Genomic DNA, 14,825 nt, shown 5'->3' with positions numbered 1-14,825 from the left:
AGGCTGTTTAATAAAATTAATATGTCATTTATCTTATTACTAGCTTTTTAGTGATAACATTTGTTCCGTTATTTAGTTGCACTAAATATATACCCTTCATTATTCCAGAGGTATTTACTGTATTAAAGTTTTTATTAATATCTAAATCTTTAACAATAACTTCTCTTCCTTGGATATCATATAATGCTAATTTTGTTTTCTCATTTAGTTGCCCTTTTATAACTATTTGCTGCAATTCAGCATCATTAAAAATTTGCAATCCGTCAAATTCTGATGTATTAGTTGACAATACTTCTTGTCCAAATCTTAGGTAAAATCTACCTATGCCAGATATGTTTGAGTTTGGTATAAAACTAAAGTCTTCTGAATTTAAATGTGTAATGGTATTATCAACTATGTCCTCTAAGTAAACATCTTGAGTAACATTAGAACCTTCTAAGCTTATCACTAATTGTTGTCCTAGATTAGCATTAATTCCTAAAGGTATAGTTGTAGTATTGTTAAGGTCATCATTACCTATAGACTGTATTGCCATATCTTTACCTTCATTATTTTGGGCAAGTTCTGAATATATTGAAAAATCTGATGGAGCTCCTCCAAAATGTTCTGCATCATAACCCATATCTAATCCTAAAGTAGAGTTATCGTTAAAATAAATATCAGTCTCGAAAGTGTTTTCTGTTGATGTCATTTTTAAGACAAAATGCCCAACTGTTGTTGATGGATTTCTACCAGCAATAAAATCATCTGATGATCCTATTGATCGCATTGATGGTGTAAACGAAATATTCGCTCCGCCGTCTTTAGACGATACAAAAAATCCTTGACCTGGTGCAATTAATGTACCTGGGTTTGCCGATGCATATGCTAAATTCCATATAGTCCATTTACTTCCATTTGAAGCATCAGCGTCATATCCGTAAACCGCTGCACTAAATGGATCTAGTTCAGACACATTTGCAGATAAGAAATCTTCTAATTTTATATAGCTGGTATATGGATTTCCTATTAAATTCCACTTATCGTAATTACTTCCGGTTTTTTCAATAGCAACGTTAACATTTCCTGTGCTGACTGCTCCCGAAAATGTGAATGTACCATTATCTGTTGATGCCACTCTATATCCCTTTCCAGCTTCCAAGTTTACTGCTTCATTATTTGCGAAAAGCAAATAGTCATTAATTGGCTTTTCAAAATTTCCGAATAGATATTGTGTTTGGCCTGTATTTGATAAAATGTTGGAATTGTTAGATAAAAAATCTACAAATGATTGTCCACTAACAGGTGGGGCAATTAAATCATTACCGCCAGCATTAGAATTAACATGACGGTTATAATTAATATTACCTGTTGCCGCACCTGACAGCATTAAACTAGAGAATTCGTTAGAATCTGAGTTTAATACAAACTCGCCGTTGTTAGTTATGTTTCCCGCTACTGTAACTGACTGACTTTTGTCAACATTGATTGTAGCTCCTGAATTAACTGTAATATTATTAACACTAATTGCAGAGTTAACATTATATGTTCCGTCTTCTATTAAAATATTTGTAGAAGATGTAGCGCCAGTAGGTGCGCTAGGTGTCCAAACATTACTACTAAAGACTAAACCGCTGAACAAATTAATAGTATAATCTTCAACCTCTCCATAGTTATAGCCATTTGTATCACAAGCTGGTGGTGTTGCATTGTATTGCATAGCTACCCTCATTCTGGTGTTACCTATGCTAATTGATAATGGCACAGTAAAAGTAGCACTCACAGTTGTATTTTGTGTAGGGGCAATGTTCATAACACGCTCTGCTGTTGTAAAATTTCCATCTCTATCATAATCTATCCATACACTATACCCTTCAGAATAAGTCGTTCCCGTCCATTGAGGAGTAACTGTAATAGTGTATTGTACTCCAGAAATTAATGTTGTGGAAATATTTGTGAAATCAGAATAGCTTTGAGCACCTGATACATTATCGATAGTGTTTAGTTGAACTCTTCCTATATATTCGTCAGAAACATCACCACCTAAATTAGCACAATAGGTTACCGCAGATGTACTAAAACTATAGGCGCTAGAATATGCTGAGGTATTAGAATTACATAATGACCTTACTTCGAATTCATAATCAGTATCAACAGTTAAACCTGTGATATTATATGAATTTGTAGATAACCCATTAACGTCTATCCAAGTAGGAGATCCTACCTCTCTATATCTTAGGTCAAAAGTAGATCCTGTTGAGTTCCAGCTTAAATTTGCTGATGTTGTTGTTATAGAAGAAGCGTTTAAGGTACTAGGTACCGAAGGTGTAATCGGAGTAAGTAATATGTCCGATAAATCTACTATCGCCCCATCAGTTATTGATTGACTACTTAAAGTAACGGATTGATAACATGGAGCGCTAATCAATAAATCATACGTTCCTCCTTTTATAGGTCTGTAAAAATCACCATCTACGTCTGATGAAACTTCAGAGCCATATGAATCATGACCAACTACAGTAATTGTAGCACCCTCTATTGGGTTTGCATCCGAAGCATCTTTTACCAAACCTCTAAATCCATAAGTTCCTTGAGTTAAATAATCTAGTAAGGCATCTCTATTATAATACCAATAATCTACTAATGAACTCTCTGGCAAAACTTTGGTATCTGATAATTCTATGGTTACCTCTCTACATTGCTGATAAACATTCATATAATCTTGTCTTCCACCATATACACGATACCATTCAGCACCATGAGTTACTCCCGGACTTTGGGAGTAATTGTTTTGCCAAGGTTGACTTCCTGCACTGCCATCCCAATCGTCATCATCAGTCATATAAGACGATTTATTAGTATACGTTGGTGTTGATGTATTACCAGCATTAGCATCGGTTTGGCAATGTGTGGCATATTCTACACTTACATATTCATACCAATCTGTGTCTGCATGTGTGTATTGCGATGTGGCATAGGCATTATCAAAAGGATAATTCACAAGTTCAGTACCACCATGAAAATTAGCAGCAATTACAAAATTATGCTGATCTGCAAAGTTCATAAAGGCAATAGTTTCTGTTTGATAAACTTCACCATCAGGATGTGGTCCCGCTACGTTATCTGGATAATTTCTATTTAAATCTATATTGTTACCGTTTCCTCTTCTGGCACTCCCTACAGAAGTGTTTGATGCACTATTATGATAGGTTCCATCTGGATTTGCACTAGGGTTAATCCATATTTCGGCATTTTCAACTAGGTTTTTTACTCTAGCATGATCCGCATGACCCGTATCACTATAGACCGTTAATATATAATCTATCAATGTTAACATCATAGGGTATCCTGCAATTTCATCGCCATGCATAGAGGATGTAAACATCAATTTAGGTTCTGCCTCATCTACTGAAACATTATCAGATATTTTTACAAATAAAAGTTCTTTATCGCCTTGACCTGTCGTGCCGATACTTATTTTCTCTACCAAAGCAGGATAATCATCTTCAAAATCTTGCATTTGTTGCGCATATTCTGCATAGGTTGGATAGCTACTAAGCGGAAATGTAAGTGTTGACATCATACCTCGACTTGCTAAAGGTCTAACATCGTAAATTGTAGCTTCATCAACTTCGTTTTCATTTTTTGGTACCTGATAAGAAATATTTAAAGCTTCAAAAGCTCTAAACTGAGCCTCATTGGCCCAAGCTTTTACCGTATTGGTAGTTTCATCGAAATTAATTAAGGAAATATTTCTGGTTAAAGATTTTAACCGGGATCCATCCTCAATTTGAAAGGTAAAAGTCAATTCACCTTGCTTGGATAGATAGTTCTCAGCTTTTTCTTTTTCTGATAGTTGAGCGTTTACATTAAGTAAACAAAAAAATAAAGCGGTTAAGGTTAAAGTAATTTTTTTCATTTGTTTTGGGGATTAAATGAATTTGTTGAGGGGCTAATATATTGTAAAATTTTTATAAAAACAGATAAAATGCAAATAAAATCGATGAAATGCAATATTGGTTTTTTGTTGATTTATTTATATACCTGTCTTACAGTCTTTTAATTGTATTCGTGAGCAATTTGCTTTTAAAGTCAATATCATTGAAATATCATAATTCTATCCTTTATTTAATTATTTTTACACATGCCAAATCAAGATTTACTTAAAGTTAATGCACTCTCAATTTCATTTTTTGGTGAAGGAATAGAGAAGAAAATTATTAAATCAATTACGTTTGCTCTAAGACAGAATGAAATAACTGCAATTGTAGGCGAATCTGGGTCAGGAAAGTCTGTATCTTCATTAGCAATAATGGGGCTTTTACCAAAAGGAATTTCTAAAATTACGTCGGGTTCAATATGGTTTGAAGATTATAACCTTGTTAAAGTTGACAACAATGCTTTTCAAAAATTAAGAGGGAATGAAATTGCTATGATTTTTCAAGAACCTATGAGTTCCCTAAACCCATCTATGCGATGTGGCAAACAGGTTGAAGAAATTATGAAACAACACACAAAACTATCTAATTCAGAGATTAAAACCGAAGTTATTGATCTGTTTGAAAAAGTAAAACTTCCTAAACCTTTACGAATCTTTAAATCCTATCCACACGAAATCTCTGGCGGCCAAAAGCAAAGAGTTATGATTGCTATGGCAATTGCATGTAAGCCAAAATTACTCATTGCTGACGAGCCCACTACTGCTCTAGATGTTACTGTACAAAAAGATATTTTAGATTTATTGAAAGATATCCAAGAAGAAACTAAAATGAGCATTTTATTTATCTCACACGATTTATCTTTAGTTTCAGAGCTTGCAGATAAAGTTTTGGTGATGTACAAAGGGGAAATTGTAGAGCAAGGTGACACTAGTTCTATTTTTAAAAATCCAAAACACAATTACACCAAGGCGCTCATTGCGGCAAGACCTTCCGCAGATTTTAGGCTAAAGCAATTACCAACTATTTCTGATTTCATGTCGAATGAAGTCGATAAAACCATTATCTCAAAAGAAGATAGGCTTAATCATCATAAAACATTATACGCTCAAGAACCTTTACTAGAAGTCATTGATGTTGAAAAAACATATCTTTCAAAATCAGGTTTATTTTCTAAAGATGTTCCTTTTAAGGCGGTTGATGGTGTAAGTTTTAAAGTGTATCCTGGCGAGACCATTGGTTTGGTTGGTGAGTCTGGTTGTGGAAAGTCCACTTTAGGAAACTCCATACTTCAATTGGATAAAGCCACTTCTGGAATTATAAAATACAAGGGGAATGATATTACTAGGCTAGAAAAGAAGGAGTTACGTGAATTACGCAAAGATATTCAGATAATATTTCAAGATCCTTTTGCCTCTCTCAACCCTCGTCTAACAGTTGGTAACGCCATAATGGAGCCTATGAAGGTCCACAACGTTGGCAATTCTTCAGCTGAACGTAAAGAAAAAGTGTTAGATATTCTTAATAAAGTAGGACTAGAAAGCTCGGCTTTTTATAGGTATCCGCATGAATTTTCTGGTGGACAACGTCAACGTATAGGCATTGCAAGAACTATTGCCCTAGAACCTCAACTGATTGTTTGTGATGAATCCGTGTCTGCATTGGATATTTCGGTACAGGCACAAGTTTTAAATCTATTGAATGATTTGAAATCGCAATTTGGATTTACCTATATTTTTATTTCACACGATTTAGCCGTTGTAAAATATATGGCAGACCAATTATTGGTTATGAATAAAGGAAAAATTGAAGAATTAGGAGATGCTGATGATATTTATGCATCCCCAGAAAAGGAATACACCAAAAAATTAATTCATGCTATCCCAAAAGGGTTATAGCATGAATATTTTCTTGGTTAACTTTAAAACACCTGAAATTACTCTCATTGTGTTTTTAATGTTCGAAAACAAAACGTTTTCGTTCAAAGTAGGTTCTGGTAGATTTGATTTAGTTTTCATAAGCTAAGTTTATGGTAGATTTGGGGCCAAATCAATAAATTAAGTTTATGGTAAATTTGGTTAATTTAGTTTTTATTTGGGTCTGCTAATATGAAACAAATATTCATTTCATCAGTTGTAATACTTTATAATTCGATAAAATGCATATAATTTTAACATTTGTAGTCTGTTTCGTCTTCTTTTCTTACAAAAAAACCGCAAGTTAATATGCGGTATACCATTTTTGCAAATAGAATTCTCTAAAACTCCATTTCTTTAATCTCACCTTCAACGATTAAGTAACCATCGGTAGCGTTTTTAATGTCCTCAACAGATACACCTGGAGCACGTTCCAATAGTTTAAAACCTTTATCTGTAACTTCTATAACTGCCATATTGGTTACTATTTTCTTTACACAACCAACGCCAGTAAGCGGTAATGAGCATGTTTTAAGCAGCTTAGATGCTCCTGCTCTATTAGTATGCATCATCGCAACAATTATATTTTCGGCACTGGCAACCAAATCCATGGCACCTCCCATACCTTTGACCATTTTTCCAGGTATTTTCCAATTTGCAATATCTCCGTTCTCAGCGACCTCCATCGCTCCAAGTATGGTTAAATCTACATGTTGTCCTCTAATCATTGAGAAACTCATAGCAGAATCAAAAAAAGATGCTCCTGGTAATGTAGTTATAGTTTGTTTTCCTGCGTTGATAATGTCCGCATCTTCCTCTCCTTCAAAAGGAAATGGGCCCATGCCCAAAACTCCGTTTTCACTTTGAAATTCTACCTCAATATCATCTCTCACATAATTTGCAACTAAAGTAGGTATGCCAATCCCTAGATTAACATAATAACCATCTTGTACTTCCTTAGCTATGCGTTTTGCTATTCCGTTTTTGTCTAACATTCTTAATTCTTTTGCCTAACTGTTCGTTGCTCAATTCGTTTTTCGTAATGTGCACCTTTAAAGATTCGTTGCACGAAAATACCAGGTATATGAATTTGATTAGGGTCCAATTCACCTACAGAAACAAGTTCCTCTACCTCAGCTACATTTATTTTTGCCGCACCGCACATATTGGGATTAAAATTTCTGGCTGTTCCTTTAAAAATTAAGTTGCCCGCTGCATCACCTTTCCAAGCCTTTATAAATGCAAAATCTGCTTTAAATGCATGTTCTAAAACATACATTTTACCATCAAATTCTCGTGTTTCCTTTCCCTCTGCCACTTCAGTGCCGTAGCCAGCTGGTGTGTATATTGCTGGAAATCCTGCTTGGGCTGCCCTACAACGTTCTGCTAAAGTGCCTTGTGGAATCAACTCTACGTCTAATTCTCCTGAAAGCATCTGACGCTCAAACTCATCATTCTCACCAACATAAGATGAAATCATTTTATTGATTTGCTTTTGCTGTAACAACAGCCCTAAACCAAAATCATCGACACCTGCATTGTTAGAAATACAGGTTAAGCCTTTTACATTCAGCTTCACAAGTTCTGCAATGGCATTTTCAGGAATACCAGATAAGCCAAAACCACCAAACATAAAGGTCATATTATCCTTTACTCCTTGCAAAGCTTCAGTAACATTAGCTACTTTTTTACTAATCATAAATTGAAAAATTATCTTCTGAAAAATACGAAAGACTAAACAAACTTCATAATAAAAATTTGCTTAAATATGTCGAAGAAGTATGTTGCCTTATTCGAAATCTACATCAACTTCGACATCATCATCAGTATCAGAATCGGCACCAAGATCACCTTCATCGTGCACAGAACAATCAACATTAATGGTCAATCCAGATGGCTTTTCAAAGTCATCTTTAGAAACATCCAGAGTTTCATCGGCATAACAAGCCTTCATATAAAGTCCCCAAATAGGTAGTGCCATAGAAGCTCCTTGACCATAAGTAATAGTTTTAAAGTGAGCAGCCCTGTCTTCTGCACCTACCCATACACCAGTTACTAAGTTTGGCACCATGCCCATAAACCAGCCATCACTTTGGTTCTGTGTCGTACCAGTTTTACCAGCTATCGGATTTGTTAATTCATAAGGATAGCCTGTCATAATTTCTTTATACATGGCATTCCATTTATCAAACCCTTTGTGCCTTAATCTTCTACCTGAGCCTGCTTGTGTTACTCCTTCCATAAGGTTAACAGTTACGTAAGCGACTTCCTCACTCAAAACATCTTTACTTTCTGGCGTTACTTGATAAAGAACGGTTCCGTTTTTATCTTCAATACGCGTAACCATTACGGGTTTATTATAAACACCTTTATTGGCAAAAGTAGAATAGGCTGCCACCATTTCGTATACACTTATATCAGCAGTTCCTAATGCAATAGCTGGTACAGGTAAAATCTCTTGCTCAACTCCTAATTTTTTAGCCATTTCAACCACAGGTTGTGGACCAATTTCATTCATTAGGCGTGCAGTGACAGTATTAGTAGAACTTGCTAGAGCATCTTTTAAGGTTTGCTTACCAGAATAATTACCGTCAGAGTTTTTTGTTGTCCAAGACTCTGGATTACCAAATTTATTAGCTTCAATTGTGATTGGTGTTCTTGGGAAAGAATCGCACGGAGACACTTGCAATTGGTCAATAGCTGTGGCATAAACAAAAGGCTTAAACGTAGAACCGACTTGGCGCTTACCTTGCTTTACCATATCGTACTGAAAATGCTTATAGTTCATACCGCCAACCCAAGCTTTTACATGGCCAGTTATTGGGTCCATAGACATCATGCCTGGCTTTAAGAACGACTTATAGTAGCGCATAGAGTCTATTGGCTTCATAACCGTATCTACCTCACTGGCTTTTCCATCTATCCATTTAAATACCGTCATTTCAACTGGTTTGTGAAATGATGCCTCAATTTCTTTGTCTGATTTTCCTTGGTTTTTTAAAATTCTCCAACGTTCTCCTCTACGCATTCCGTCTTTCATCAACTTATTGATTTCAGCCTGGTCTAATTCCAAAAACGGAGCTGTTGGGTTTCTATCCGGAGTATTTTGATGATCAAACTCTGCCTGAAGTCTTGGCATGTGTTGAGCTATAGCGTCTTCAGCATATTGTTGCATACGCGAATCAATAGTGGTAAATACTTTTAACCCGTCGCTATACAAGTCGTATTTACTACCATCTGGTTTTCTATTGTTTTCATCTTCAGCCCATTCTTTCATAAAACCTCTAAGATATTCTCTGAAATAAGTGGCTATACCTTCGCGATGAGACTCTGGTGAGTAATTTAAATCTAATTCCGTTGCTTGTAATGAATCCTTTACTTCTTCGGTAATGTATTCGTACTTATGCATTTGCGCTAAAACAACGTTACGTCTATTTTTAACTCCTATAGGATTTCTTCTTGGGTTGTATAATGAAGAGTTTTTAAACATGCCTACCAGCATAGCTGATTCTTTTAAATCCAAATCCTTAGGCTCTTTACCAAAATAGATTCTGGAAGCGGAACGAATTCCATCACCATTGTTTCCGAAATCGTAGATATTGAAATATTGAGCTATGATTTCCTCTTTAGTATATTGACGTTCTAACCTAATAGCTATTATCCATTCTCTAACTTTTTGAAGTGCGCGTTCTATACTGTTTTTTGAAACTTGATCAGTAAACAATTGTTTCGCCAATTGTTGCGATATCGTACTTGCTCCACCTCCTCTACCAAGTTTGAAAATTGCTCTAAGTGTACCTCTGCCATCTATGCCTGAGTGCTCATAGAAACGAATATCTTCAGTAGCTATTAAAGCATCAACCAAATTTTTTGGCAAATCTTCATAACCAACTGGAGTTCTATTATCGTTAAAATAAAATTTGCCTAAGGTTTCGCCATCTGAAGAAATAATTTCGGTAGCTAAATTAGTCTCTGGGTTTTCTAATCTGGTATGATCTGGCATTTCGCCTAAAAGTCCCCAAGATGCTAAAAGAAACAATAATACGAATGCAAAAATACCGCTTGCAAAAAGTATCCAAAATCGTCTTATATATTTTGAAAAGTCTAGTGCCTCTGTTTTAGATTTTGTCGTTTTCTTTTTTGCCATAATTATCACTCTTGAGCGTTCTCTACCCTAAAACCAATATCTGTTATACCTTCTAAGTTCACCACGCCATTTACATCACCATTTTTTCGCATAGCATGTTGAATGTTTACATTATAGTCTCCTGTTTCACTAAATTTAAACGGCGACTTATAACCTCTATACCAAAGCTTGTTTTCCTTAATGTCAGAAAATCCTGTCCCTAAAAGCTCACCATTTGGCGCTGCCATTTTATATTCTAAAGTGTCTTTTACAGCTTTACCGTTTGGATAATTTAACTCTACAATGAGAAATAAATTACTGAACTTATAATCGTTCGTATTTCTGAGATTAACATAGAGATTATAATTCTTTATAGTGTCTGGCGCTTTAAAATTAAAACTCGCAACTGAATCTTTATGCCATTTGTTAGGAACAGATTTATATTCGTCATAAACCGCTTTAGAATCACAACTTGTAACCATAAACAAACTAACAAGTGCCAATAGTAACCAACTAGTTCTTTTTTGCATTTTGTTTTTGATTGCGGTTTCTGTTGCGGTTTTTGTTTCTCTTCCTATTGTTTTTACGTTTCTTATTTGATTTTGGATTATCGAAACGTGTTAAACTATCCTGACCTACAACGTTCTCAAACTCGGTTTTAGTGTCTTGAATGTGCTCAGCTGCATATTCTTCAAGGCTTGCAACTTTTTCTTTTTTCTTGTTTTTTGCAATAATTTCGTTAGCCTGTTTGGTTGTAATGACGTGCCAATTCATCCATTCTCCTTCATAGGCGTACCACATAAGACCTTTAAAAATATCAGTCTTTTGGCAAACTGCAGTTCCTTTTTCAGTGTAAAGTTTTATGTCGGTTTTTGGAAAATCCTTTAATGCATCTAAGTAAGCATCAAGTTCATAATTTAAACAACATTTTAACTTACCGCACTGGCCAGCTAACTTTAAGGGGTTTAAAGATAATTGTTGATAACGCGCTGCAGAAGTGCTCACAGATCTAAAATCCGTCAGCCAAGTAGAGCAACACAATTCCCTTCCGCAAGAGCCAATACCACCAAGTCTTGCCGCTTCTTGCCTAAAGCCAACTTGCCTCATCTCTATACGCGTTCTGAACTCACGAGCAAAAACTTTGATGAGCTCCCTAAAATCTACACGTTCTTCAGCAGTGTAATAAAAAGTTGCCTTGCTGCCATCTCCTTGATACTCTATGTCGGAGATTTTCATCTTCAGATTAAGGTCAATAGCAAACTGGCGTGCTTTTACCTTCATTGCCTCTTCCTTGTCTCGCGATTTTGACCAAACATCTATATCTCTTTGAGATGCTTTTCGGTATATTTTTAGAACGTTTTCTTCGTCATTGATATCCACCTTTTTGCGCTTCATCTGTACACGCACCAATTCACCTGTTAAAGTGACCATGCCTATATCGTGCCCAGATTTTGCTTGGGTGGCGACAATATCACCTATACTTAACGTTAAGTTTTCTGTGTTTTTGTAGTATTGTTTTCTTCCGTTTTTATAACGAACTTCAACACCATTAAAGGGTTCTTGTCCGCTAGGAAGTGACATATTTGCCAACCAGTCAAAAACCGTGAGCTTATTGCAGCTATCTGTACCGCAGGTCCCATTGTTTTTACATCCTTTTGGTTGGCCGTCTTTACCAGTTGCACAACTGTTACAAGCCATAAAAAGTTTTATATATTCAATCTAGACATAAAAAGCCTAGATAAAGGATTCATAATTTATTAATGAGTAAAGATAAGATTATTTCTTGAGTCAAATAAAGAGTTGGCTAATAATAACTTATAGAATATTATTTATCTTAATGCTCACATTTTCAGATTAGTTCGATGTTACTACAAACCAATACCTTAACATTATGAAATCAAAAATTACATTATTCAGTTTTGTCCTCAGTTTTATCTTCAGTTTTGCTCAACAACCTTCATCTGACGTTACTGGTGGTGAATTTGTTTTTAATCCTGAAAAAGCGGAATGTCTAACTGATGCTCAACGAGAAGTCATTTATCAGAATATTCAATCCCGCATCTCCGAATTAAGTCAAAATAACCGCTTAGCTTATTCTGCCGAAAACAGAGGTGTTCATCCTTTATTTGTATGGCCTTTACAAAAATCAACCAATTCAACTTATAATGAAATTTATGGTATTTCTGGTTATATAGATCATAATGCTGCATACCCAGACCAATTGACCGATTACAATTGCGGTACACGATCTTACGATACCGACAACGGGTACAATCACCAAGGTATAGATTATTTTACTTGGCCCTTCGGATGGAAAATGATGGACAATGACGAAGTAGAGATTATTGCTGCCGCTCCTGGACAAATTGTTGCTAAAAGTGATGGTAATTTTGATCGCAGTTGCGATTTTGATACTACAACACCTTGGAATGCCGTTTACATTCAGCATAGTGATGGTAGTATTGCTTTGTATGGACATATGAAAAATGGCTCAACTACGACAAAGAATATTGGTGATATGGTCATTGAAGGGGAATATCTTGGTGTTGTTGGTAGTTCTGGTGTTTCTACTGGACCTCATTTGCATTTTGAAGTATTTACTGATGCTACATTCACCCAACTTGTAGATCCTTATGCTGGCACCTGCAATAGTTTTAATGCTGATTCTTGGTGGCAAAACCAAAGGCCTTACAATAATCCTGGAATCAATGCCGTGTTAACGCACACAGCTGCTCCGGTTTTTCCTGCATGCCCAACTACTGAAACTTCTAATGAGAGTGATCAATTTGATTTAAATGATACTGTAACTTACTTCATTTATTTAAGAGATCAGGTTGCCGGAACAACGGTAAACCTTAAAGTAATAAGACCAGACAACACCTATTTGTATAATTGGGATTTTGATCTTAATGACAATTACTATGCTTCATATTGGGGAGGATGGACTTCGGTCGCAAATATTGCTGGAGAATGGAAATGGGAAGCCACGTATAATGGACAAACTGTAACCCATAGCTATTATGTTGGTGCTTTAAGTGTGGAAGAAGAAGGGCTGGAAAGCACTTCAATTTACCCAAACCCCTTTAATGATATAGTTAATATTAATTCTACCTCAAAAGTTAAAAGTGCAAAAGTTGTTGATATTTTAGGTAAGACCATCAAAACTTTCGAAGAAAATTCTCCTGAAGGTATTAAAGAATTAAATCTCTCAGAACTTTCTGACGGAATGTATTTTGTAACTCTAGAAGGAGAACAAAACCAAAAGAAAACAATCAAACTTATTAAAAAATAGACATTAAAAAAGGCTCTGTTTTAACCAGAGCCTTTTTATTTATTTTGAAGATTTAAGTGTTTCAAATATATTTCTCAAATCTTTCTTATACGGTAAGTGATCCGCTCTTCCTTTTTTAAATATGTCGTTACTGTTTCCTTGCCCTCTGCGCAAAGCTTTTTGTTCTTCATAAGACAGTTTAATGATTTCTTGACAATTTGTGGAGCAGCAATTATCCATCTTTTCTTTACACTCATCACACTGAATAAACAATAAGTGACAAGCTTCATTAGCACAATTGGTATGCAAATCTGCGGGCTTGCCGCATTGGTGACAACTAGCAATCACATCGTCGCTAATGCGTTCTGACCGTCGTTGATCGAAAACAAAATTCTTTCCAATAAATTTATTTTCAAGACCTTCTGCTTCAACTTGTCTGGCATAATTTATTATACCACCTTCTAACTGAAATACATTTTTAAATCCTTTGTGTTTATAGTAGGCACTGGCCTTTTCACATCGAATTCCACCAGTACAGTACATAACTAGCTTTTTGTCTTCTTTGTATTCTTTTAAATCTTCTTCTATCAAGTCCAGTGATTCCCTAAACGTATCTACATCTGGTGTAATGGCGTTTTTAAAATGGCCTATTTCACTTTCGTAATGGTTACGCATATCTACTAAAACCGTGTCTGGGTCTTCAATAAGTTCGTTGAACTTTTCTGCATTTACATGAACCCCTTTATTGGTCACATCAAAAGTATGGTCATTTAAACCATCGGCAACAATCTTATTACGTACTTTAACTTTTAGTTTTAAAAACGCAAAATTGTCGTGCTCAATGGCAACGTTCAACCTTGCATTTTCAAGAAACGAGATAGTGTCTAAATGATTTTTAAAGGCTTCGAAATTCTCTGCAGGGACAGATAGCTGAGCATTAATGCCTTCGTTAGCAATGTATATTCTACCTAAGACATCTAGCTGGTCCCAAGCCAAGAACATATGGTTTCTAAAAATTTCGGTATTGCCAATTTTGGCGTACTTATAGAAAGAGATTGTTAAGCGGTCTTTTCCCGCTTTTTCAATAAGTTCTGCTCTTTCTTTAGCACTTAAGTTATTGTACAGTTGCATGCTATACTAATTTTTTAAGGTTAAAGAATTAAAATACATCTCTGCTAAAGCCTTGATGTATATTGTGCAAAGGTATTCATTTTAATATTTTTTCATTAAAAAAGCACCGTGAAATTATCAAGGTGCTTTTCTAACTAACCACTAACTTAAAACTAATTGAAAAAGTTAATTAACTTAGACTTTTCGGCTGTTGAACTAAACAACAGCCGAGTCGTCATGTGTTTTGCTAATTGTTATTAAAAAGTAGAAAATTTATTTTCAAGACTTATCTCAACTTTTTAAAGGGTTTTCATAGCAACTTTTTCCTTTTTCATATAGTAGATGCAAAAAATGTAAAATGGTTGCGTCATAAAATTGAAAAAAATTAAATTTTATTATTCTGACGGCAGTTAATTAATTTTGTTCGTTAATGAAAACGTTACTTTGAATTTCCAATTCAGGGATTTCAAAAGTTAAACGCTCAT

At 35.2% G+C, this 14,825-nt stretch carries 9 protein-coding genes; 2 read left to right on the top strand and 7 right to left on the bottom strand.

Annotated elements, in window-relative coordinates; all coding sequences use genetic code 11:
• Positions 1-28: 28 nt before the first annotated feature.
• The gene (locus F1003_RS04060) at positions 29-3,898 is read right to left on the bottom strand and encodes a M14 family zinc carboxypeptidase (protein ID WP_155087941.1); all 3,870 of its coding nucleotides are present in this window, start codon (positions 3,896-3,898) and stop codon (positions 29-31) included.
• A gap of 225 nt (positions 3,899-4,123) precedes the next feature.
• On the opposite strand from F1003_RS04060, the gene F1003_RS04055 reads away from it, so the two are divergent.
• Positions 4,124-5,815 carry an ABC transporter ATP-binding protein gene (locus F1003_RS04055; protein ID WP_155087940.1) on the top strand — a complete coding sequence of 564 codons (1,692 nt, stop codon included), beginning with the start codon at positions 4,124-4,126 and terminating at the stop codon, positions 5,813-5,815.
• A 359-nt stretch (positions 5,816-6,174) separates the two neighbouring features.
• On the opposite strand, the gene F1003_RS04050 is transcribed toward F1003_RS04055, so the two are convergent.
• The 5 genes from F1003_RS04050 to F1003_RS04030 form a co-directional block, all read right to left on the bottom strand.
• Positions 6,175-6,828 carry a CoA transferase subunit B gene (locus F1003_RS04050; RefSeq protein ID WP_155087939.1) on the bottom strand — a complete coding sequence of 218 codons (654 nt, stop codon included), beginning with the start codon at positions 6,826-6,828 and terminating at the stop codon, positions 6,175-6,177.
• Between the two features lie 2 nt (positions 6,829-6,830).
• Positions 6,831-7,532 (bottom strand): CoA transferase subunit A, encoded by a 702-nt coding sequence (locus F1003_RS04045; protein ID WP_155087938.1) that lies wholly within the window; start codon positions 7,530-7,532, stop codon positions 6,831-6,833.
• A gap of 90 nt (positions 7,533-7,622) precedes the next feature.
• Positions 7,623-9,980, bottom strand: a complete 2,358-nt coding sequence (locus F1003_RS04040; RefSeq protein WP_155087937.1) for a penicillin-binding protein 1A — start codon at positions 9,978-9,980, stop codon at positions 7,623-7,625.
• 5 nt (positions 9,981-9,985) lie between these two features.
• Positions 9,986-10,489, bottom strand: a complete 504-nt coding sequence (locus F1003_RS04035; protein WP_155087936.1) for a gliding motility lipoprotein GldH — start codon at positions 10,487-10,489, stop codon at positions 9,986-9,988.
• Entirely contained in the window at positions 10,473-11,657 is a 1,185-nt protein-coding gene (locus F1003_RS04030; protein ID WP_155087935.1) for a PSP1 domain-containing protein, read from the bottom strand. The genes F1003_RS04035 and F1003_RS04030 overlap by 17 nt, the downstream gene beginning before the upstream one ends.
• 193 nt (positions 11,658-11,850) lie before the next feature.
• Between F1003_RS04030 and F1003_RS04025 the strand changes: the two genes are divergently transcribed.
• Entirely contained in the window at positions 11,851-13,251 is a 1,401-nt protein-coding gene (locus tag F1003_RS04025) for a T9SS type A sorting domain-containing protein (RefSeq protein WP_155087934.1), read from the top strand.
• Between the two features lie 39 nt (positions 13,252-13,290).
• Here the strand turns inward: F1003_RS04025 and trhO are convergent, their stop codons facing one another.
• Complete coding sequence (gene trhO / locus F1003_RS04020) at positions 13,291-14,361, bottom strand: oxygen-dependent tRNA uridine(34) hydroxylase TrhO (protein WP_155087933.1); 1,071 nt, start codon at positions 14,359-14,361, stop codon at positions 13,291-13,293.
• Between the last annotated feature and the right edge of the window lie 464 nt (positions 14,362-14,825).

Origin of the sequence: Winogradskyella ouciana, assembly GCF_009709615.1 — a bacterium.
Lineage (GTDB): Bacteria > Bacteroidota > Bacteroidia > Flavobacteriales > Flavobacteriaceae > Winogradskyella > Winogradskyella ouciana.
Note: the sequence above shows the minus strand (reverse complement) of the source record. Positions and strands in the feature narration are given on the sequence as shown.

Bases quoted from the DNA above. Each gene is read 5' to 3' on its own strand.
- F1003_RS04060 (WP_155087941.1), bottom strand. From the start codon at position 3,898: ATGAAAAAAATTACTTTAACCTTAACCGCTTTATTTTTTTGTTTACTT.
- F1003_RS04055 (WP_155087940.1), top strand. From the start codon at position 4,124: ATGCCAAATCAAGATTTACTTAAAGTTAATGCACTCTCAATTTCATTT.
- F1003_RS04050 (WP_155087939.1), bottom strand. From the start codon at position 6,828: ATGTTAGACAAAAACGGAATAGCAAAACGCATAGCTAAGGAAGTACAA.
- F1003_RS04045 (WP_155087938.1), bottom strand. From the start codon at position 7,532: ATGATTAGTAAAAAAGTAGCTAATGTTACTGAAGCTTTGCAAGGAGTA.
- F1003_RS04040 (WP_155087937.1), bottom strand. From the start codon at position 9,980: ATGGCAAAAAAGAAAACGACAAAATCTAAAACAGAGGCACTAGACTTT.
- F1003_RS04035 (WP_155087936.1), bottom strand. From the start codon at position 10,489: ATGCAAAAAAGAACTAGTTGGTTACTATTGGCACTTGTTAGTTTGTTT.
- F1003_RS04030 (WP_155087935.1), bottom strand. From the start codon at position 11,657: ATGGCTTGTAACAGTTGTGCAACTGGTAAAGACGGCCAACCAAAAGGA.
- F1003_RS04025 (WP_155087934.1), top strand. From the start codon at position 11,851: ATGAAATCAAAAATTACATTATTCAGTTTTGTCCTCAGTTTTATCTTC.
- trhO (WP_155087933.1), bottom strand. From the start codon at position 14,361: ATGCAACTGTACAATAACTTAAGTGCTAAAGAAAGAGCAGAACTTATT.